We start from the raw sequence: 21,625 nt of genomic DNA on the forward strand, positions 1-21,625 counted from the left end.
GCGGCTGACGCTAGTCCCATCAGCACCCCAACCGCACACCTGAAAGGGATCACAGCAATGTTCACTCGCCGCATCAACACCATCGCCAGCACCATCATCGGCGCCGCCGCCATCGGGATCGTCGCGGTCGGCACCGCCGGCACCGCCGGAGCCACCACCACCGAAGACGCGTTCCTCGCTCAGATGGACAAGCTCGGCATCTCCTTCAGCTCGCCGGCGGACGCCATCAAGGACGGCCACAAGGTCTGCCAGGAACTCGCCGCCGGGAAAACGGGGACCGACATCGCCGCCGAGATCCTGCAGCAGACGGACCTGACCAGCCACCAGGCGGCCTACTTCGTCGTCGACGCGACCCACGCCTTCTGCCCGGCACTCGCCCCGCAGCTCACCTAACGCACCCACCCACTGGATGGGGGGTCCCGGGTCAACCGGGATCCCCCATTCGCCGTTTACGGGTCGGCCGGCGCCGGCCAAGCCTTTGAGAATCCTTTTAGGGGTGGGCGCGACGCTGTGTTCATCAGCACCCAGACCACACACCCGAAAGGACCACAGCAATGTTCGCTCACCGTATCCGCACAATTGCCGGCACCGCGATCGGCGCCGCCGCCATCGGGATCGCTGCGCTCGCCGGCGCCGGCGTTGCCGGCGCCACCACAGTCGACGACGCCTTCGTCACGCAGATGAGCAAGGTGGGGGTCACCTTCACCTCGCCCGGGGAGGCTGTCAACAACGGCCAGAAGGTGTGCCAGGCGCTGGCCTCCGGCGAAAGTGGCGTCGACATCGCCAACGAGGTCGTCGGCCAGACGAACCTGACCAGCAGCCAGGCCGCCCACCTCGTCGTCAACGCGGCCATGGCGTACTGCCCGCAGTTCGGCGGTTCGCTCAGCTGATCGCACCACCCGCAATGGGGGGATCTCGGTAACCGGGATCCCCCCATTTGCCGTTCGCGGGCACCCCGGCGGGCACCCATGCGCGCCGGAGGCGCACCGCGTTCGACGACATTGCCGCGTTCGCGACACCGAAGCCGCATTGGAACGCTTTGTCAATCAAGGTAATCCACGCCTGCGGTTGCGCATGTCCGGCTGCGCTGACTCATGGAGGCCCCGCGAACCGATTGGGACCTTCCGAACCCGACATCGGGCTCGCTAAGCTTCCAGGCCGGCTGTTGATTTGCTGCGCGGCGGTTGCTATGCAGTAAGCAGCTGTGGCCAATACTTCAAGGAGATGTCGATGAAGCTCTCGTCTCGCACTGTTACCGCCGCCGCTGCCGCCGCGCTCGCCCTCGTCCTCGCCATCGGTGGCTGCTCGAGCAACTCGAGCACCGGCAAATCACCCGGGACCACCGCCACCACCTCCAGCAGCGAGGCGGCCACCCTGCTCAAGCAGGCCTCCGACGCGATGACCAAGGTCACCGGGATGCATGTCAGCGTGACGGTCCAGGGGGACGTGCCCAACCTGCGGGTGACCAAGCTCGACGGCGACATCTCCAACACCCCGCAGACGGTTGCCACCGGTAGCGCGACGCTGCTGGTCGGCAAATCCCCGCAAGACGCGAAATTCGTCTACGTCGACGGCCACCTCTACTCCGACCTCGGGCAGCCCGGCACCTACACCGACTTCGGTAACGGCGCCTCGATCTACAACGTGTCGGTACTGCTGGACCCCAGCAAGGGGTTGGCCAACCTGTTGTCGAAACTGCAGGGTGGCGCGGTGACCGGCACCGAGCAGGTCAACGGCGTTGCGACCACCAAGATCACCGGCAACTCGTCGGCTGACGACGTCGCCACGCTGGCCGGCTCCAAGCTGACCGCCCAGGGCGTGACGACGGTGCCCACCTCGGTCTGGATCGCCTCGGACGGCTCCTCACACCTGGTCCAGCTTCAGGTCCATCCCACGAATGACACCTCGGTGACGCTGACGATGTCCGACTGGGGCAAGACGGTCACCGCCACCAAGCCCGTGTAGGCGCGTCTGGCCAAACGCGTGGAATCGCAACCCCCGGAAGACGTGGAAACCGCCGGACCGCCGGCATTCGGAAAGGAATCACCAATGAGGATGATTACTCGTCGCCGGCGGTTCACGGTGGCCGGTATGGCCGCTGCCGCCGCAATCAGCGTCGCGCTTGCTCCCGCGGCCGGTGCCGCCGATCAATACGGCGCGATTGCCTACTCCAGCAACGGTTCCTGGGGCCGCAGCTGGGACTACCCAACCCGGCCGGCCGCGGAGGCCACCGCGGTCAAAAACTGCGCCTACCCGGACTGCAAGGTGCTCACCAGCTTCACTGATTGCGGCGCCGTCGCGACCAACGGCAAGGCATTCCAGGGTGGGGTCGGCTCCACCCTGGCCGCCGCGATGAAGGACGCGCTGACCAAACTCGGTGGCGGCTCCATCGACACGTGGGCCTGCAACTAGCCCGAAACACCGTCTGAGCACGGTCTTTATCGCTGCGCGTACGCCGTTCGGCGGGGCGCGCGCGCACACCAAGAATTCGTGGAGATAACAAATAGGCCACGATCAGAGCCTTTTCTCAACCACCCCGCACTACCGCGGACGAGAAAAGGGGACACACCAATGAAGACCGCCAAGACCAACAAGATCAACAAGATCGCCAAGACCGCCACCCTGGCAGTCATCACCGGTGCCGTCGCGCTGGGATTGGCCGGACCCGCCGACGCGGCCGCCGGCACGATGTACGGCGATCCGGTGGCCGCCGCCAAGTACTGGCGCTACCAGAAATACGACGACTGCGTCCTGATGTCGAGCGCCGACGTGATCGGCCAGATCACCGGTAGCGAGCCCTCGGAGCGCGCCATCATCAAGCTGGCGCAAGCCACGCCGAGCGTCGTGCACCCGGGCTCGATCTACACCACGCCGGCCAACACCAAGAACCCGAATTCCGGTATGGGCACCAGCTTCGCGGACATCCCGACATTGCTGGCGCTGTACAAGATCGACGCGACTATCACCAACAAGGAGCACGCCGCCAAAGACGGCATCCTCGGCGGGATCGAAGGGCTCGAAGAGCAACTCGGCGAGGGCCACCAGGTCATCGTCAGCGTCAACGGAGAACTCATCTGGGGCCAGGCCGTCGAAAACAAGGACGACAACGGGAATCCCCGGGGCGACCACGCGGTGGTGGTCACCGGTATCGACACCGCCAACAACGTGGTGCACCTCAACGACAGCGGCACCAAGGACGGCCGCGACGAGCAGATCCCGATGGCGCTCTTCATGAAAGCCTGGGAGGCCAGCAAGCAGCTCATGGTATTCACCAGCTAGCCGGTCACGGTCGTCAAACCGGCGGGCAACCCCCCGAAGCACCCGCATCGGGTCGGCTGCCCGCCTTTTGCGTTGTCGGGGAATGCCAACCGGATTCGGGCGAGCCGTCGATGATCATGCTGTCAGGGAACGCATTTCAGCCGATGGCAAAGCCGAAGCCGCGGCACACCAATCGCCACCGGTATTACCGAATTCGGAGGGTTCGTATCACAATGTCAAGGAATGACACCGTATAGGCAGGTGACGCCGCGCAGAGATCCCGGAAGGGCTGGTTAGCGACGATGGTAGACAAAAGTCTCGAATTCGGCCTGCTCGGGCCGTTGGAGATGACTGTTGACGGCGCGATGGTGCCGTTGGGCACGCCCAAACAGCGGGCGGTGCTGGCCATGCTGCTGATGAACCGGAACAGCCCGGTCGGCGTCGAAAGGCTGATCACCGCCCTCTGGGCGGACGAGCCCCCGTCCGGCGCGCGGGCCAGCATCCACTCGTATGTTTCCAATCTGCGCAAACTGCTCACCGGCGCCGGTATCGACCCGCGGGTGGTGCTGGCCGCCGCGCCGCCGGGCTACCGGCTCGCCGTCGACGAAAACAGTTGCGATCTGGGACGGTTCATCACCGAGAAGACCGCGGGCGTGCAGGCCGCCGCGCTCAGCAGGTTCGAGCAGGCAAGCCAGCACCTGTCGACGGCATTAGCGCAATGGCGGGGACCGGTGCTCGAGGACCTGCGCGACTTTCAGTTCGTCGACACCTTCGCCACCTCGCTCGTGGAGGAAAAAATCCTCGTCCACACCGCCAAGGCAGAGGCCGAAATCGCTTGCGGACGTGGCGCCTCCGTGGTCAGTGACCTCGAAGTCCTGATCACCGAGCACCCCTATCGCGAGCCGCTGTGGGCCCAGTTGATCACGGCTTACTATCTGACCGACCGCCAATCGGACGCCCTGGCTGCGTACCGCCGGGTGAAAACGACACTCGCCGACGAGCTCGGGATCGACCCCGGCCCGACCTTGCGTGACCTGAACGAAAAGATCCTGCGCCAAGAGCCGCTGGACGCCAAGAAATCGGCCAGGACCACAGCGGTCGGCACCATCACCCTGCTGGACCAGCGCACCAAGGTCCCTGCCGGCAAGCCCGCCGCCTACCTGCACGAAGCATCGGGTCGCAGTTACCCACTGCGCATGGCAGAGACCCGGATCGGGCGTCTCAGCGACAACGACATCGTCCTGGCCAGCGCCAATGTGAGCCGCCATCACGCCGTCATCGTCGACACCGGCACCAGCTACGTCATCAACGACCTGCGGTCGTCCAATGGCGTACACGTGCAACACCAACGCATCCGCTCGGCGGCCACGCTGAAGGACGGTGACCACGTCCGGATCTGCGACCACGAATTCACGTTCGAGATCCCCCGGGGTTACAACAGCGACGCGTCGGACTGAATAGCGTTGTCACACAGCGCTTTTCATAGAAAAAGCCAGCATGGTCAATCACCACAAGGCTTTTCGCCGGACCCCGTCGATGAACGGTACGCGACCCGTCCGCGCGGGGATCTCGCGATTTGTCCCGCGGTCGAGTTCGCGACGGCCTACCGTGATGGTTGCTAGTCGCGGTGGTTAGGCGCGAGGATCTGCCCGTAATTGTTGATATCGTCGGCGGTCTGCGGTCGGTTTGGAGGATCAGCGATGAGCGAGGAGCAGAACTCGCGGGTCGGGACGATGTTCGGGCCCTACCACCTAAAGCGGCTGCTGGGCCGCGGTGGGATGGGCGAGGTCTACGAAGCCGAGCACACCGTCAAAGAGTGGACGGTCGCGGTCAAGGTAATGACCGCGGAGTTCAGCCGGGACCCCGTCTTTCGTGAGCGGATGCGGCGCGAGGCGCGCACCGCGGGCCGTTTGCAGGAACCGCACGTCGTACCCATCCACGACTACGGCGAAATCGACGGCCAGATGTTCATGGAAATGCACCTCATCGAGGGCATCGACCTGGACGACATGCTCAAGCGATTCGGCCCGTTGACCGCACCGCGCGCGGTCGCGATCATCACTCAAATCGCCTCGGCCCTCGACGCGGCCCACGCCGCCGGCGTCATGCACCGCGACATCAAGCCGCCCAACATCCTGATCACCCGCGACGACTTCGCCTACCTGGTCGACTTCGGCATCGCCAGCGCCACCACCGACGAGAAGCTCACCCAGCTCGGCACCGCGGTCGGCACCTGGAAATACATGGCGCCCGAACGGTTTTCCAACGGCAAGGTGACCTACCGCGCCGACATTTACGCGTTGGCGTGCGTGCTGTACGAATGCCTGACGGGCACGCCGCCGTATCGCGCGGCCACCGCGGGCGAGCTGGTCCGGGCTCACACGACCGACGCCATCCCGCAGGCCAGCGCGGTGCGCTCGGGCATCCCCAAGGCTTTCGACGCGGTGATCGCACGCGGGATGGCCAAAAAGCCCGAGGACCGCTACGCCAGCGCCGGCGATCTGGCGCTGGCCGCCCACGAGGCGCTCAGCAACCCCGACCAAGACCACGCCGACGACATTCTGCGCCGCAGCGTCGAGGCCACCCTGGCCGCCGAGATCAAGAGCGACCCTCCCCCGACCGCTCCCGCCACGGCACAACCGCCGCTGAGCACGCCGCCGGCACCGTATCCAGGCCGGAACTCCGGGCCGGTGCCGCCACACCACGCTCCGAGCCCGCGCCCCTGGGCACCCGAGAGCGGCCCGGTCCCGACTCCGAGCCAGCACGCCTCGGCCGGTGCGCAGTATTACCAAGGCACCAGCGGCAACTGGGGTCAAACGCCGCCGGGCGCACCCCCGCCTGCCGGCCCCACGAGCTGGGCGCTGGGACAGCAACCCCCACCCAAGCCGAAACGCAACCCCTGGCCGATCGTGATCGGAGCCGTTGCCCTGGTCTTGGTCCTGGTGCTCGCGGCGATCGGCGTCTACATCGCCACGAAGAACGACGACAACCCGCCACACCCCACCCCGACCCACACCACAACCCCGCCGAGAACCACGACGTCGACAACGACCACCACCACCACGACCACCCCGGCCGGCGACGTCGAAAGCCAGCTGCTCACCATGGTGCCCCCGGGCTACCCGAGCGGAGTGTGCACACCGGCCACTCCGAAACCCGACACCGTATGGTCGGATGCGCTGGCGGTAGTCGACTGCGACCAGAACACCAACCCGGGCGGCCCGTCTAAAGCCCGCTACGGACTCTTTCCGAATCCGGGCGTCCTCAAAAACGCAACGGACGCCGACATCAAGCTCCTGACGCTGGCGACCTGTCCCGGAGAAGCCAACAACCCGGAAACCTGGCAGCACCCGAATGACCCGAAGGTCGACGTCGGCGTGGTCGCCTGCGGCACCTACAACAATCACCCCAACATGGTGTGGAGCAACCAGGTCAAGTTGCTGCTGTGCGACGTCTTCGGCGACCCCCCGACCATCGAGGAGCTGCACACCTGGTGGACCAAATACGGTGGCTGACCCTGGCAGCTAAAGCTCAACCAGCCCAACGGCATTGCCAGCAAACTGCGCCCGAGGGGCCGAATAGCGCGAGGACCCCCCTGGATCAGCTATACAAGTGGTGGACGTGCTGACCGTTCTCGAGGCGGCCAGCTAACACAGCGGAGGCAATGCGTGGACGACAGGACCGACATGGTCACCACCATTCCCGGGCTGCAGCTGCGGGCGGGTGGGCGTACCTGGCAGGCCACCGGTGGCCGGTCCTGGAGCATTGGCCGGGCGCACGAGGCCGATATCCAGCTGGAGAACCCGAGGGTGTCGCGCCAGCACGCGGTGTTGCGGCCGACACCCGCGGGCTGGGTTCTGGTCAACCGCAGCAACAACGGAATGTTCATCAACGGGCGGCGAGTCGAGAGCCTGCCGATAACCCAGCCGATCACCGTCGTGCTGGGGTCGGCGTCCTCCGGGCAGGCGCTCGAGCTCAACCCGATCGCCCCACCGCCCAGCCCCGCTCGGACGCAAACCGTTGCGCCGACGACGGGGTCGGTCGGCGAGACCACGGTGGCCCGGCCGCCGACCGCGGTTTACCCGATGGACCAGATAACGATCGGGATTGGCCGGGGAACCGACAACGACGTCGTCCTGGACGACTTGCTGGTCTCGCGCCACCATGCGGTGTTGCGCCGCTCCGGAAATCAGTGGGAGCTCGTAGACAGCAACAGCGCCAACGGAACTTACGTCAATGGCAACCGGATCGCACGCGCGATCATCGGGCCCCACGACATCGTCGGCATCGGCCATCGGCTGCTGCACCTGTCCGGCGACCAACTCGTCGAATACACCGACACCGGCGACGTGTCCTACGAGGCGTCGAACCTGCGCGTGGTGTCCAACAAGGGCAAGGTGTTGTTGGCCAACGTCAGTTTCGCGCTACCGCAACGCTGCTTCATGGCGGTGGTGGGGCCAAGCGGGGCAGGCAAATCCACGTTGTTGAGCGCGTTGACCGGATTCCGCCCGGCCGGTAGCGGCGAGGTCCGATACGACAATCGCGATCTCTACCAGAACTACGCCGAGCTGCGGCACCGGATCGGCTTCGTGCCGCAGGACGACATCCTGCACACTCAGTTGACGGTGCGACGAGCGCTCAATTACGCTGCGCAGCTTCGCTTTCCGCAGGACGTCTCCACCCGGGAACGAAAGCAGCGCATCGAGGAGGTGCTGGGCGAGCTCGGGCTGGCCGCACACGCCAATCAACGGATCGACAGCTTGTCGGGCGGTCAGCGTAAGCGCACCAGCGTCGCGCTGGAACTGCTGACCAAACCATCCCTGCTGTTCCTCGACGAGCCCACCTCGGGCCTCGATCCGGGCTACGAGAAATCCGTCATGCAGACGCTGCGCGCCCTGGCCGACGACGGCCGATCCGTCGTGGTGGTCACCCACAACACCGCGCAGCTGAATCTCTGCGACCGGCTGCTCATCCTGGCGCCGGGCGGCCGGCTGGCCTACTTCGGTCCGCCGCAACAAGCGCTGAATTACTTCGGTTGCAACGACTTCGCCGATCTGTTCAACCTCCTCGAACACGACACCACGACCGACTGGACCGGCCGCTACGTCGCATCGCCCATTCATGGAGCCTTGACCGGACCGCACGCCGCGCTGAAGGCCCCGGCACCTGCCGCCCGTCCCGCGAAGCCGGTCGCTCAGCAGAGTGCCGTCGCCCAGTTCGCCACGCTGTGCCGTAGGTATCTGGCGGTCATCGCCGCGGATCGCCAGTACGCGGTGACGCTGCTGGTCCTGCCGCTGCTGCTGAGTCTTTTCGCGCACGCGGTCCCTGGCGAGGCCGGGCTGTCGCTGACCAAGGCCATCGAGACGAAGTCCACCCAGCCCTCGCAATTGTTGGTGCTGCTGATCATCGGCGGCGCCCTCATGGGCTGCGCTGCCTCCATCCGCGAGATCGTCAAGGAACGAGCCATCTATCAACGCGAGCACGGCATCGGGTTGTCGCGCGGCGCCTATCTGGCCTCCAAGGTGGTAGTCCTGACCGCGTTGACCACCGTGCAAGGGCTGATTCTGGGCTTCCTCGGGGTGGCCGGACTGCCGGCGCCGGATCAGGCCGTGGTCCTGCCTTGGCCCAGAGTCGAAGTGGCGGTGGCGGTCGTCGCCGTCACCGTGGTCTCGATGCTGATCGGCCTGCTGATTTCGGCGATGATCGGCAACGCCGACCGCGGCATGCCGCTGCTGGTGCTCGTGGTGATGGCCGAACTGGTGCTCTGCGGCGGCATGTTTGGGGTGAAGGGCCGCATCCCGCTGGAGCAACTGGCGTGGCTATCGCCGTCGCGCTGGGCCTATGCGATGGCCGCCTCGACCATCGATCTCGACGATCTGCGCCGCACCGCGGCCGGCGACGAAGACCCGCTGTGGGAGTACGACCCCGGCAATTGGTGGATGGCCGTGGCTGCCTGCGCCATCCAGGCGGTCGTGTTGATCGTCCTGATCGCGCTGCGACTCAGACAGCTTGACCCCCAACGCAAAGCGGCCAAGTGAGGCTTGGCCTACCCGTGTTGCCTACCCGTGTTTGGCCGCCAGGGCTAGCGCGCTGACCGCCCACCAGCCACACGTCAGCTGCACCGATAGCAGCCGATACCCGACGTAGTACACGCCGTACGACCAGAGTCGCTCGGTCCCGGTGCTGCTGAGCATCGACATCCCTTCGCTGTAACGCGCGTTCGTATGGAGAAAGGGTCCGGCGAGGTACTGCGGGGATCCTTGACGAATCCTTGGAACGCAACCCACATTTGGGGCTCCGATCGCGTCGGCGGCAGCACGCCGCCGTTTGCCGTCGTCGAGGGCCACGCCTACCGTCATGGGTGCTTGCCGGGCATTGCGGCCGCCGGGTTTGCGGGGATTTTGTTGATATGGTCGGCGGGTCTGCGGTTGGTTTGGAGGATCAGCGATGAGCGAGGGGCAGGCCTCACGCGAGGGCTCGACGTTTGGGCCCTACCACCTGAAACGGCTGCTGGGCCGGGGCGGGATGGGCGAGGTCTACGAGGCCGAGCACACCGTCAAAGAGTGGACGGTCGCGGTCAAGCTGATGTCGGACCAGTTCAGCTCGGACCCCGTCTTTCGCGAGCGGATGAAGCGCGAGGCGCGCACCGCGGGCCGTTTGCAGGAACCGCACGTCGTTCCGATCCACGACTACGGCGAAATCGACGGAAAAATGTTCATGGAGATGCGCCTCGTCGAGGGCACCGACCTGGACAGCTTGCTCAAACGCTACGGCCCGCTGACGCCGCCGCGCGCGGTCGCGATCATCACCCAGATCGCGTCGGCTCTGGATGCCGCCCACGCCGCCGGCGTCATGCACCGCGACGTGAAGCCGCCCAACATCCTGGTCACCCGCGATGATTTCGCCTATCTGGTCGACTTCGGTATCGCCAGCGCCACCACCGACGAGAAGCTCACCCAGCTCGGCACCGCGGTCGGCACCTGGAAATACATGGCCCCGGAGAGATTCACCAACGACGAGGTGACCTACCGCGCCGACATCTACGCGTTGGCGTGTGTGCTGCACGAATGCCTCACCGGAGCCCCGCCCTACCGCGCCGACAGCGCCGGTGTGCTGGTCAAGGCCCACATGAGCGATCCGGTTCCGCTGCCCAGCGCGGTGCGCGCGGGTATTCCCAAGGCTTTCGACGCGGTGATCGCACGCGGGATGGCCAAAAAGCCCGAGGACCGCTACGCCAGCGCCGGCGATCTGGCGCTGGCCGCCCACGAGGCGCTCAGCAACCCCGATCAAGACCACGCCGACGACATTCTGCGCCGCAGCCAGGAAGCGACCCTGCCCGGCAAGGAGAAACTCGAGCAGCCACCGACGATCGCGGGCACCGTGGCCGCGCCGCCCGCGCAGCGGCCCAGCACACCCCCGCCACCGGCGCCGTATCCGCGACCGAGTTCCACTCCGGTACCACCGCACCACGCCCCGAGCCCGCGGCCGTGGACGCCCGACAGCGGGCCGGTGCCCACCCCGGGTCCGCCCGTCTCAGGCCCGCAGTATTACCAAGGCAGCAGCGGCAACTGGGGTGGCCCGCCGTCGGGCGCCCACCCGCACGCGCAGCCCGTCGGCCCCACCCAGTGGAACCTGGGCCAGCCGCCCAAACCCAAGCGCAATCCCTGGCCGATCATCGCCGCGGCCGCCGTGGTGCTCGTGGTCGTGGTCAGCGCGGTGGCGATTTGGCTGATCATTCCCGATCCCAAGCCGCCACCGGAACCGATCGCGTCCACGCGGCTCAACTCGCTGCTGCTGAGCGCCTCGGATATCAACGCCATCATGGGCGCGACGAACATCCAGCCCGGCAAGCCCATTACGACGATGGGCACTTCGTCGATGACGGTCTCGATACCGGACTGCGAGGGCGCGCTCTACACGACGCAGGATCCGGTGTACGCCGGCAGCGGTTGGACGGGCATCTACGGATTGGTGTCCGCCGAGCCGGGCGACAACAACGACCATTGGGTCAACCAGGCGGTGGTGGCGTTTCCGACCGCCGACAAGGCCAAGGCGTTTCTGCAGGGCTCGCTGGACAAGTGGAAGAAGTGCGTCGGCCAGACGGTGACGGTGGACAATTCGGGCAAGACCTATCGCTGGACTTTCGCCCCCGTCCAAGGCAATTCGCCGAAGATATCGGTGCTGCAGACTCAGGAAGGGGCCGACGGCTGGCAGTGCGAGCACGCGATGAGCGTGGCGAACAATGTGATCGTCGACGTCAACGCCTGCGGATACCACATCAGCGATCAGTCCAGTCAGATCGCCGAAAAGATCGTCGATAAGGTGAACAACGCCTAGTGGCGCCAATACCTAAGCGGCACAGCGGTATTGGCCTAATCGGGTAGGTCTGGCCCCTGGGCTCGCAGATCGTCGACCGCCGACATCGCGTCGCGTAGCTTGGCCAACCATTCCTCGGTGTGTTCGCCGACGAGCTTGACCGACCACGCCAGCGCGTCGGCGCGCGACCTGGCGACACCGGCGTCCACCAACGTGTCGAGCACCTGGCGTTCCGGTTGTTTCAAACGTGTCATTACCGGAACTGCGATGTGGGTGAACAGGATTCGTTCGCCGCCGACCTCGAGTCCCCAGGAAACCTTGCGGCCGTAGCGATCCTGCGCCTCGTCGGCGATGCGCATCCGCTCGGAGCGGGTCTCCTCGCGGAACCGTGAGGCCCGGCCCTCGGCGCGCGCCTCGCTCTCCTCCGCCGTGTCCGCGAGCTTGCCGATGACGGTGATCTCTTCGCGGTCGACGACGACCGTCGGGTCGCCGTCGAACCAGCCTTCGGGCAGGCGTCCGGCGAACCATTCCGCCGCGCCGGTGGCATCGGGTTGCTGGGCTTGCTGCCAGCCCCCGGGGCGGCCGTACCGCCTGGAACTGTGATGATGCGATTTCATAATTACATGATTACACCGTTACACCGGTAATGGGCATCTGGTTCGCTCGCGGCGAACGCCAGCTGGCCGCGGAAGCCGGGTGGCCGTGGACCGGAAAACCGTTGATATGGCCCGCTCACAGGCGTATTTTTAACGACGAAGCAGGCCCGGAAGCGGCCGAGTCAAAGCGCCGGCAGAGGGGAAGGAGCCGGCCGCGTCGGACCGTGTCAGACGCCCCCCAGCGCCGCCCGGGCCTGCCTAAACGTGTAGCGAATTCAGTCGTCGTCGTGGGCGTCGCCGCGGCGCACCCGGAACAGCTTGACGTCGTTCTTGACGCCCTTCAGGCGCCGCGCGCCGGCAAAAGACGCGGAGAACTCCAGGGTTTCGCCGACGGCCTGCCATACCGAATCGGCGACCAGAACGGTGCCGGGCCGGGCCACGCCGGTGACCCGGCTGGCGACGTTGACCGGGCGGCCGAACCAGTCGCCGGCCCGGCTCACCGCCATCCCGGCGGCCACCCCCGCTCGCAGCCGGGGAAAGGAGTCGTCGGTATCGACGGTTTCGACAAGCTTCAGCACGACGTCGAGCAACGGCGCGGGCTCGGGACTGACGAACATCACCGCGTCCCCGATCGTTTTGATGAACCGCACCGGGGGGGCCGTCGCGTCGCGGGCCAGCCCGGCCAGCCGGCTGGCGAGTTGACTCAGCTCCTCGGGGGAGACCACCTCGCCGAGCCGGGTGAACCCGACCAGGTCGGCGAACGCGACGGTGACCTCGCGCGCGCCGGGCAACGGCTTGCCGGCGGCGCGCTCGGCGGCATTGATCGCCTCGGTCTCCATCATGTGGCGCAGCTGCATGAACAGCATCTGCTCGATCATCGGGCCGAGCTGCGGCCCGACCTGACTCACCAGCGCCTGGGACGCCTTGGCGATCTCCAGCTCGCTGGATCCCGGGCGCATGATCGCGGCCAGCGCGGCGTACCGCATCACCTCGGCGGCGTGGGACAGGCCTTCGGCGAGCACCCGAACCACCAGCACCACCTGGTCGGGATTGAGCCCCAGCTCCACGAAGCGCTGAGCGTAGGCGGCCGCTTCGCCGTCGGCACGCATGTGGATCGCCGCGTCCGGATCGTCCACCCGGGCCAGCCCGATCGCACGCTGCACGCGCTGCAGCAGCGTCAGGTCGATGTTGTGTTGGTTGCTGATCTCGCGTGCCGACACATAGGTCCCGTCGTCTCCGATCAGGCGACGGCTGGCCAGCAGCAGCGGCGGATTGGTGGCCCGAATCTCGTCGGTGGTGACGCCCTGTTCGAGTAGCCAGGCCACCAGCTCGGCGCGTTCGGTGCGCGCGTCGCCGTCGAGTCCGTCGAGCAGATCGTCAATGTTGGCACCGACCTCGTCGTCCACGTGGCCAACGTACAACGCGGACGGGCGATGATGGCAGTGATGCCCCCGCCGCTGCTGCATGGTTTTCCGCCCGTCGTCGACGAGCGCGCCCGGATGCTGATTCTGGGCTCGTTTCCCAGTGCCCAGTCACTGGCGGCACACCAGTACTACGCCAATCCGCGAAATGCGTTCTGGCCCATCGCCGGTGAGCTTTTCGGATTCGACGCGAACGCGCCGTACGAATCCCGCCTGGCCGCGTTGCAATCGCACGCGGTGGCGCTGTGGGACGTGCTGCGCAGCTGCCGCCGAGTCGGTAGCGCGGACTCCGCGATCGACCCGGAAGGCTTGGTGGTCAACGACTTTGCCGGGTTGTTCACCGACTACCCGGGGATCACCCGGGTTTACTTCAACGGCGCCAAGGCGGCCGAGATGTACCGCAGGCTGGCGCAGCCCGACGAGCGGCTCGAGTTCCAGCGGCTGCCGTCCAGCAGCCCGGCCCACGCCACGCGGCCGGGCGTCAAGCTGGCGGCCTGGCGGGCGTTGCTGGCGCCGACCGGGAGCACGTCGAGCCCGGACGAACCGGGTCGGCGCGATTAGACGCTGTCATGACACCGGCGGGCGGCGGTGCGCCCACGGTCGCGCCGCTTCGATCTGCGCGGACAGCGACAGCAGCGTCGCCTCATCGAACGGCCGGCCCACCAGCTGTACTGACAACGGCAGGCCGTCGCCGTCGAAGTCCCACGGCACCACCGCGGCGGGCTGACCGGTCGCATTCCAGGGCGCGAAGTACGGCACCTGCTGGGCGACCACCAGCAGCGTCGACAGGGCGCCGCGACGCCGATACGCACCGATGCGCGACGGACCGTCCGCGGTGCCCGGCGTGACCACCACGTCGACATCGTCGAAGATCGCCTGAATCTTGGCGTTCATGCCTTCCTCGGCGGCCCGCACGGCTTCCATCCTGCGGTCCGAGAAGAACGACCCCAGCCGCGCCAGCGTGCGGGTGCGGGCCTCGAGCCGCTCCGGGTGAGCCTGCGCGTCGGCGTCGTCGCAGATGCCGCGCAGATAGCGCGGTAGGAAGTTCGTGTAGAGCTGGGCCAGTGGATAGTCGGGATCGGCGGTGATGACCTCGTGCCCGAGGTCTCGAAGCAGCGCACCCGCCTGGTCGACCGCCGTCAGCTCTTCGCGCCCGACCCGCTGTGGGAAGGTAGGGATCTTGGTGCTCAACGCAATTCGCAGTTTGCCGGGATCACGCGACGCGGCGGCGGCGAACTCGCCCTCGGGTCCCGGGACCGTCGAGGTGGCATCGAGAAACAGCGCCGCATCGGCCACCGTGCGTGCGATCGGGCCGTTGACGGAGAGCCCGTACCAGGCGTTGTCGTGCGGTTCCAGCGAGACGCGATCGCGTTGCGGCTTCAGACCGAACAAGCCACACCAGGACGACGGGACACGAATCGAGCCGCCGCCATCGGATCCCAGCGCCATTGGGGCCAGCCCGGCGGCGACCGCGGCGGCGCTACCGCCGCTGCTACCGCCCGGGCTGCGCCCGAGGTTCCACGGGTTGCGGGTCGCGCCGAACGTCAGCGACTCGGTGAACGGAAAGATCATCAGCTCGGGCACATTGGTCTTTCCGATGATGATCGCCCCGGCCGCGCGCAACCGGCGGACCGCTTCCGCGTCGGAGGTCACCGGCGGACCGTGGCCGCCACTGCCGCACGCCGTCACCTCGCCGGCGACGTCGACGTCGTCCTTGATCGCGATCGGCACGCCCAGCAGCGGCAGCCGCTCGCCGGCGTCGAGGAGCTCCTGGGCGGCATGGGCGTCCTCCCGCGCGCTGTCGGCCAGCACGACGCGGTAACAGCGCAGGTCGCTGTCCAGACGAGAGATCCGTTCCAGGTAGACCTCGAGCAGGTCGACAGCGCTGATTTCACCGTCGGCGAGCATCCGTGCCAGTGCGCCCGCACCGGCGAATGCGACATCGCGAGCGTCCACTGCGGCAGCGTAACTCCCGGGTCGGCCCAGCCAGTACGGTGGCGACATGTCCTGCGTGTTCTGTGCCATCGTCGCCGGGGAGGCTCCGGCCATCCGGATTTACGAAGACGACGACTACCTGGCGATCCTCGACATCCGCCCGTTCACGCGCGGGCACACCCTGGTGATTCCCAAACGGCACACCGTCGATCTGACCGACACCCCGCCGCAGACGCTGGCCGAGATGATCACCATCGGCCAGCGAATCGCCCGCGCGGCCAAAGACACCGAATTGGCCGACGCAACCAACATCGGGATCAACGACGGCAGCGCGGCCTTCCAGACGGTGTTCCACATCCACCTGCACGTACTGCCCCGCCGCAACGGCGACAAGCTCTCGGTGGCCAAGGGGATGTTGCTGCGCCGGGACCCGGACCGCGAGACCACCGGGCAGATCCTGCGCGACGCGCTGGCACGCATCGACGCCAGTCAGTAGAACTGAGTTCATGAGCAACCTCACCACCCTGGAACGAATCTTTCTGGCTCCGCTGCTGCGCGTTCACGACTCGCTCTACCGGAAGACCGACGGCCGGATCGGCCACCACGTGCCGGGGATGCCGGACAGCCTGCTGTTGCACACGATCGGCGCCAAGAGCGGTCAGCAGCGCTCCTCCACCCTGACCTACGCCAAGGACGGTGAGTCGTATCTGGTCGTCGCGTCGTACGGCGGTAGCGACTCGGCGCCCGGCTGGTACCACAACCTGCGCAAGCGCCCGGAGTGTGAAATCAATGTCGGCCCACAGCGATTCGGAGTCACCGCGCGCAGCATCGGGCCGGATGACCCCGACTACGCGCGGCTGTGGCAGATCGTCAACAAGAACAACGCCAACCGGTACGAGGGCTATCAGAGCCGGACGTCGCGGCCGATCCCGATCGTCGCGTTAACGCCCACCAAATAGCACTAACCTGCACAAAAGCACCAGCTAACCCGGCTGGGGCGTTTATTCTGCCCTAGCAGTGGTGAAGCCTCCATGCGTTCACCCCGGGGAGGGACAGATCGGCTGGAGCGGCAATGAAGCGCTGGACGGGGATTCCGTGGCAGCGAATAGGGCTGTCCGCGCGCGTCGGTTGGCTCGTCGTCGCGGGATACGGCTTCGCCGGGGTACTGATCGTCATCGCGGACGTCCGGAACTTGGAAGGCGCCTACGCGACTCGTCCGGTCGACGAAATCGCCTTGGCGGCGAGTCTGCTGTTCGGTTCGGCATGTGGTCTGCGCGCGGCGCGCTTCGCCGACGGGCGTCGCAGACTCGGCTGGCTGGCCATGGTGACGGCCCAGCTGGGGTGGGCGATCGGCGAGCTCATCTGGGCGTTCTACGACGTGCGCTCACAGCTGGATCATGCGTCGCACCCGGCCGCGGCGGAGATCGTGCTGCTGTTGTGGCCGTTCGGCGCCTTGACGTCCTTGGTGGCGCTGTCCAACGTGTCTCGGCACAGCTCGCGGCGGCTGGTGCTCGACGGCCTGATCCTGGTCACCTCGCTGCTTGTCGTGTCGTGGGTTTTCGTGCTGGAAAAGCAGCTGCGCGACACCACCGGCTCCCGGACCGCGACGGTCGCACAGGTGGTCAATGACGGCATCCTGCTGACGACAGCGATCCTGATGCTGTCCCGGGGTCGCCCCGGTGAGCGACCAAGCCGCAGCCTGGCGGCCGCCGGCATCGCGGTGATCAGCATTGCGGACATCACGATGGTGTTCGACACCGGGATAGGCAGCTATCACGTCAGTGACCTGGGTGACCTGGGCCGAGTGGCCGGATTGTGCATGATCACGCTCGGCGCCTTGGCCAGCGTCGATGAGACCACCCAAGTCTCGGCGTCGCGCAGCGAGGTGTTGTCGCGCGCCCTGCTGTGGTTGCCGTACCTGCCGCTGGCGCTGGCCGCGGTCGTCGGCTTCGGCTCCATCGTCCGTGCCCAGCACGGGGTTTTGACAGCTCTGCTGGGCATCCTGGTCGGCGCGGTGCTCGTCCGGCAATTCATCGCGCTCACCGAAAACCAGGACCTGCTGTCGGCGGTCGCGCGGGAAGCGTTTCGGGACAGTCTGACCGGCCTGGCGAATCGGCCGCATTTCCTGCATCGCCTGGAAGACGCGGTCGCCGCCCGAAATGAAAACGGCGCACCGATTGCGGTGCTGTGCCTCGACCTCGACAACTTCAAAGCGGTCAATGACGGGTTGGGACACCCCGCCGGCGACGAACTTCTGATCCGGGTAGCCGGGCGACTCACCGCTGCCCTGCATGAAAACGGCCTCATCGCCCGCCTTGGCGGCGACGAATTCGCGGTGCTGCTCGAAGCATCGGTCGAGGAGGCCGAGGCCGCCGCGCACGATGTGCTCGAGGCGTTCAGCGCCCCGATCGTGATCGACGGCGTGCCCGTAGCGGTGCGACCCAGCATCGGCTTCACCGTGGCCACGGCCGCGTCGACGTGCACCGTCGACCAGCTGCTGCGGCACGCCGACCTGGCCATGTACACCGCGAAACGTGAAGGCGGCCAATGCGTCCGTAGCTTTGTGCCGGACATTCCGTTCTCCTATACGTTCCCGCGGTCGCCCGAGTCGGCGGTCTCGGCGGTCTCGGCGGTCTCGGCGTTGCCGGCCAAGCTGGCGGAGTGGGTGCCCGTTTCGGCCGCCGCCTCGGGCACATCCGGCTCGCCACGCACCGCGCGGGCAGACCCAAAGGCATCGAAGCCTGCCGTGACACCGGATCCGACCGACGGCCTCGGCTGGGCGCCGACGCCGATCCGGGTCGCCATGGCAATACTGGCGATTGGCGTGATCACGTTCACCGCCACCAGCCTCGCCGGTCTCAATACCAAGGACACCTTCTTCACCAATTTTCTGTATGCGGCGTTGAACCTGTTGGCGGCCGGGCTGATTGCGGTGCGTGCCTACCGTGTCGCGACCGACCGGCTGGCCTGGTTGCTGATCGCGCTCGGCATGACCAGTTCCGCGATCGGTGACGTCGTCTACCTGTTTCGGGTGCCTGACGGCCAGTCCCCCTCGGTGGCCGACGCCGAGTATCTAGCGTTCTACCCATTCGTCTATCTCGGGCTGCTGCTGCTGGTCCGGGCACGGCTTGCCGCCGTACCGATCCCGATCCGGCTCGATCCGCTGGTATGCGGTTTAGCCATGGCCGCACTGGGCGTGGCGCTGCGGGCCGGACCCTTCCACGCGGCGGCGATCCGGGCACCGGACACCGTCTTGGTGGGGCTGCTGTATCCGTGGGGAGATCTGGTGTTAGCGGCCCTGGCCGCCGCCATGCTGCCAATGGTGGGTTGGCGCAACGAATTCCGCTGGCTTCTTCTCGTGGCCGGGCTGGTTGGGTTCGCGCTCGCGGACACGGTCTACCTCTTCGAGACCGCCGCGAGCACCTACCGGGTCGGCACCACGCTGGATGCCGCCTGGCCCGCGGCATCGCTACTGGTGGCCATGGCAAGCTGGGCGTCCACGCCATCGACGCTGCCCACACTGAAACGCGGATTCGGCTCCTACACCGTGCCGGTAGTCTGTACGGCCGTCGCGCTGTCGGTGATCGTATTGGACGAAAACTCACGTCTCGCAACGGCTTTGGCGGCGCTGAGCCTCATTACGGCCGCCGTGCGGTTTTCGCTGACGTTGCGTGACGTCAGCATGATGGCCGAAAGCTACAAGCACGCCATGACCGACGAGCTGACGACGTTGCCCAACCGGCGTTCGCTGGCCACCGCGCTGACCTCGATGTCCGATTCGCCGTCGACTGAGCTCGACGCGGCGCTCAAGACGCCGTCCCGCAAGGCGCTGCTGTTGGTGAAGCTCTACGAGATCGACGAGATCAGCGACTCGCTCGGCCGCCGTTTCGGTGACGAGCTATTGCGCCACATCGCGGATCGACTGGCGAACACCGTGCGCCGCGAGGATCTCCTGGCGCGGGTGACCGATGACGAATTCGCGATCCTGTTGACGGAGGGATCCGACCTGATCGGCGCCCGAGCCCAAGCGGGTCGCCTGCTCGAGTCCCTGGGCGAGCCGTTCGCCCTGGACCCGCTTACCGTGCGGGTCGACGCGCGCATCGCTATTGCGTTGTGTCCCGACCACTGTGAGCATCCGCAGGAGCTGCTGAGCCGCGCCGAGGCAGCGATGCCGCACGCCAAATCCGCGATGGGCAAGATCGCGGTCTACGACTCCGCGTTCGAGGTGTACCGCGACACCGATCCCAACCTCATCGAGGAATTGCGCACCGCGCTGTTCGACGGTGCGGAACCGACGCTGTATTACCAGCCCAAGATCAACACCAGTGACGGCAGCGTGCACAGCGTCGAGGCACTACTGCGGTGGAATCACCCCATTCGCGGAGTGCTGCTCCCCGAGGAATTCCTGCCCGCCGCCGAACGGGCCGGGCTGATGCGCAAGATCGCTGATCGCACCCTCAAACTCGCTCTCACACAGATCCATTACTGGCGGGAAAAGGGCGTCACCTCGTCCGTCGCGGTGAACCTGGCAACGACCAACCTGCTCGACCTGGAACTCGTCGGTTCGATCGAAAGGCTGCTGTGGGCACGCAGTTTGCCCGCGGACGCCCTGATCGTCGAGATCACCGAAAGTGCGTTGGTCGACTCGGTGCGCTCGCGCAATACCGTGGCCGAGCTGCAGCGCCTCGGTGTTCGGATCTCGCTGGACGATTACGGCACCGGCTGGTCGTCACTGGCCCGCTTGCAGGATGTCTCGGTCGACGAGTTGAAACTCGACCGAATTTTCGTGGCGCGGCTGGCTCAGGACGCTCGATCGGTCGCCATCGTGCGATCCACCGTCGCGCTGGCCGACAGTCTGGGCGCGGACCTGGTGGCCGAGGGAGTCGAGGACGAGGTCACGCTGAGCGCACTGCAACGATTCGGCTGCATGATTACGCAGGGGTTCGTGCACACCCCGCCATTGCCGCCCGCCGAGCTCGAAGAGTGGATCAGGCACCATGTGCCCCAACGGAATCCGAGAAAGTCGGAGCAGGCCGGCGTAGCCGACTAGAACAGTTCCTTGGCCAGCAACTCCAGCGTTGCCACCCGCCCCGGCGCGGTGCGGGGGTCGGTGCCGCGACGAGCCGACGCGACGGGGTGCACCATCACCTCGTCGACCCCGAACCGCCCGGCCAGTGCGCGCACCTGTTCGGCGGCCTCGACCGGAGTACCGAGGACGGCACGCTGTAGCCCACTGTCGACGATGTGCTGCTGTTGCGCCGTCAGTTCGGCCACTTGGGCCTCTTCCACCAGCGGGACCGGGCCCAGCGGCTGTCCGGTCCGCAGCCGCGCCATCATCTGCAAGTTGGGCAACATCAATGCCGTTGCCTCTTCCCGTGTTTCGGCCACCGCGGCGTTCACCGTCAAGAATGTCACGGGTTCGGCGGTCAACGTGCTGGGCACAAACCGCGAGCGATAAATCTCGAGTGCCTCTTCGGTTCCTTGGCCGGAGAAGTGATGTGCGAACACATACGGCAACCCCTTGGCCGCCGCCAGATGCGCCGAGTACATCGACGAGCCCAACAGCCATAGCCGTGGTTCACTGGCCGCGGCCGGCGTGGCCTTGAGCCGGTAGTCGCCCGAGCGCAGCGGAACCAGCACGCCGCGCGCACTCATCAACGCCGCGACGTCGTCGAGGTATTCGGGAAAGTTCTCGATATCGCGATCTTGCTCGGCCGCTGAGCGGGCACCCCGCAACGCATACGACGTGACCGGGTCGGAGCCGGGCGCCCGTCCGATGCCCAGGTCGATTCGGCCGGGCGCGGCCGCTTCCAGCAGGGCGAACTGCTCGGCGACAGCCAGCGGCGCGTGGTTGGGCAGCATGACGCCGCCGGATCCCAGCCGCACCCGCGAGGTCTGGGCGGCCAGGTAGGCGAGCAGCACCGGCGGGCTGGTCGCGCCGACCGATGGCATGTTGTGGTGCTCGGCGACCCAGTAGCGGGTAAAGCCCAGCCGGTCGGCGATCTGCGCCAGCGCCACGGTGGCAGCCAGCGCGTCGCCGGTCGACTGGTCGGTGCGTACCGGGACGAGATCGAGGACGGAAAGACGCACGATGGCCTT

Annotated in this window: 18 protein-coding genes; 13 read left to right on the forward strand and 5 right to left on the reverse strand. The window is 66.7% G+C overall.

The annotated features are described in order from the left end of the window. The first annotated feature begins 57 nt into the window (after positions 1 to 57). The 8 genes from MJO58_RS20540 to MJO58_RS20575 all read left to right on the forward strand — a co-directional run bounded on the left by MJO58_RS20540 (position 58) and on the right by MJO58_RS20575 (position 9,296). Entirely contained in the window at positions 58 to 393 is a 336-nt protein-coding gene (locus tag MJO58_RS20540) for a DUF732 domain-containing protein (RefSeq protein WP_090605278.1), read from the forward strand. A 161-nt stretch (positions 394 to 554) separates the two neighbouring features. Then, the gene (locus MJO58_RS20545; protein WP_090605280.1) at positions 555 to 890 is read left to right on the forward strand and encodes a DUF732 domain-containing protein; all 336 of its coding nucleotides are present in this window, start codon (positions 555 to 557) and stop codon (positions 888 to 890) included. A 340-nt stretch (positions 891 to 1,230) separates the two neighbouring features. Further along, complete coding sequence (locus tag MJO58_RS20550) at positions 1,231 to 1,965, forward strand: LppX_LprAFG lipoprotein (protein WP_239720782.1); 735 nt, start codon at positions 1,231 to 1,233, stop codon at positions 1,963 to 1,965. 90 nt (positions 1,966 to 2,055) lie between these two features. Further along, the gene (locus tag MJO58_RS20555) at positions 2,056 to 2,412 is read left to right on the forward strand and encodes a DUF4189 domain-containing protein (RefSeq protein ID WP_239723366.1); all 357 of its coding nucleotides are present in this window, start codon (positions 2,056 to 2,058) and stop codon (positions 2,410 to 2,412) included. A gap of 159 nt (positions 2,413 to 2,571) precedes the next feature. Continuing rightward, the gene (locus tag MJO58_RS20560; protein ID WP_239720783.1) at positions 2,572 to 3,279 is read left to right on the forward strand and encodes a C39 family peptidase; all 708 of its coding nucleotides are present in this window, start codon (positions 2,572 to 2,574) and stop codon (positions 3,277 to 3,279) included. Positions 3,280 to 3,560: 281 nt separating this feature from the next. Beyond that, positions 3,561 to 4,715: a BTAD domain-containing putative transcriptional regulator gene (locus tag MJO58_RS20565; protein ID WP_090605285.1), complete on the forward strand. Its 1,155-nt coding sequence runs from the start codon at positions 3,561 to 3,563 to the stop codon at positions 4,713 to 4,715. A gap of 243 nt (positions 4,716 to 4,958) precedes the next feature. Next, positions 4,959 to 6,773, forward strand: coding sequence for a serine/threonine-protein kinase (locus tag MJO58_RS20570; protein WP_090605288.1), 1,815 nt, complete (start codon positions 4,959 to 4,961; stop codon positions 6,771 to 6,773). 153 nt (positions 6,774 to 6,926) lie between these two features. Further along, positions 6,927 to 9,296 (forward strand): FHA domain-containing protein, encoded by a 2,370-nt coding sequence (locus MJO58_RS20575; protein WP_434086253.1) that lies wholly within the window; start codon positions 6,927 to 6,929, stop codon positions 9,294 to 9,296. A gap of 21 nt (positions 9,297 to 9,317) precedes the next feature. On the opposite strand, the gene MJO58_RS20580 is transcribed toward MJO58_RS20575, so the two are convergent. Further along, on the reverse strand, positions 9,318 to 9,452 hold the full coding sequence (locus MJO58_RS20580) for a hypothetical protein (RefSeq protein ID WP_259608717.1): 135 nt from the start codon (positions 9,450 to 9,452) through the stop codon (positions 9,318 to 9,320). Positions 9,453 to 9,705: 253 nt separating this feature from the next. Here MJO58_RS20580 and MJO58_RS20585 point away from each other — a divergent pair, with 253 nt between their 5' ends. Beyond that, positions 9,706 to 11,595 carry a serine/threonine-protein kinase PknH/PknJ gene (locus tag MJO58_RS20585; protein ID WP_239720784.1) on the forward strand — a complete coding sequence of 630 codons (1,890 nt, stop codon included), beginning with the start codon at positions 9,706 to 9,708 and terminating at the stop codon, positions 11,593 to 11,595. Between the two features lie 35 nt (positions 11,596 to 11,630). Here MJO58_RS20585 and abmR read toward each other — a convergent pair whose 3' ends face one another. Next, on the reverse strand, positions 11,631 to 12,191 hold the full coding sequence (gene abmR, locus MJO58_RS20590; protein WP_239720785.1) for an ATP-binding transcription factor AbmR: 561 nt from the start codon (positions 12,189 to 12,191) through the stop codon (positions 11,631 to 11,633). A 254-nt stretch (positions 12,192 to 12,445) separates the two neighbouring features. Continuing rightward, positions 12,446 to 13,636, reverse strand: a complete 1,191-nt coding sequence (locus tag MJO58_RS20595; protein ID WP_434086254.1) for an adenylate/guanylate cyclase domain-containing protein — start codon at positions 13,634 to 13,636, stop codon at positions 12,446 to 12,448. Here MJO58_RS20595 and MJO58_RS20600 point away from each other — a divergent pair. Beyond that, the gene (locus MJO58_RS20600; protein WP_239723368.1) at positions 13,616 to 14,152 is read left to right on the forward strand and encodes a DNA-deoxyinosine glycosylase; all 537 of its coding nucleotides are present in this window, start codon (positions 13,616 to 13,618) and stop codon (positions 14,150 to 14,152) included. The two genes, MJO58_RS20595 and MJO58_RS20600, sit on opposite strands and share 21 nt — an antisense overlap. A gap of 6 nt (positions 14,153 to 14,158) precedes the next feature. On the opposite strand, the gene MJO58_RS20605 is transcribed toward MJO58_RS20600, so the two are convergent. Next, entirely contained in the window at positions 14,159 to 15,547 is a 1,389-nt protein-coding gene (locus tag MJO58_RS20605; RefSeq protein WP_239720787.1) for an amidase, read from the reverse strand. Between the two features lie 46 nt (positions 15,548 to 15,593). Between MJO58_RS20605 and MJO58_RS20610 the strand changes: the two genes are divergently transcribed. The 3 genes from MJO58_RS20610 (at position 15,594) to MJO58_RS20620 (ending at position 20,576) form a co-directional block, all read left to right on the forward strand. Then, positions 15,594 to 16,022 (forward strand): HIT family protein, encoded by a 429-nt coding sequence (locus tag MJO58_RS20610; protein ID WP_239720788.1) that lies wholly within the window; start codon positions 15,594 to 15,596, stop codon positions 16,020 to 16,022. A gap of 10 nt (positions 16,023 to 16,032) precedes the next feature. Then, a complete protein-coding gene (locus tag MJO58_RS20615) occupies positions 16,033 to 16,485 on the forward strand; it encodes a nitroreductase family deazaflavin-dependent oxidoreductase (protein ID WP_239720789.1) in 453 nt (150 codons plus the stop codon). Positions 16,486 to 16,598: 113 nt separating this feature from the next. Then, the gene (locus MJO58_RS20620) at positions 16,599 to 20,576 is read left to right on the forward strand and encodes a bifunctional diguanylate cyclase/phosphodiesterase (protein ID WP_239720790.1); all 3,978 of its coding nucleotides are present in this window, start codon (positions 16,599 to 16,601) and stop codon (positions 20,574 to 20,576) included. Here MJO58_RS20620 and MJO58_RS20625 read toward each other — a convergent pair. After that, entirely contained in the window at positions 20,573 to 21,616 is a 1,044-nt protein-coding gene (locus MJO58_RS20625) for an LLM class flavin-dependent oxidoreductase (RefSeq protein WP_239720791.1), read from the reverse strand. The genes MJO58_RS20620 and MJO58_RS20625 overlap by 4 nt on opposite strands. Positions 21,617 to 21,625 lie beyond the last annotated feature (9 nt).

This window comes from Mycobacterium lentiflavum (assembly GCF_022374895.2).
In the GTDB taxonomy this organism is placed as follows: domain Bacteria; phylum Actinomycetota; class Actinomycetes; order Mycobacteriales; family Mycobacteriaceae; genus Mycobacterium; species Mycobacterium lentiflavum.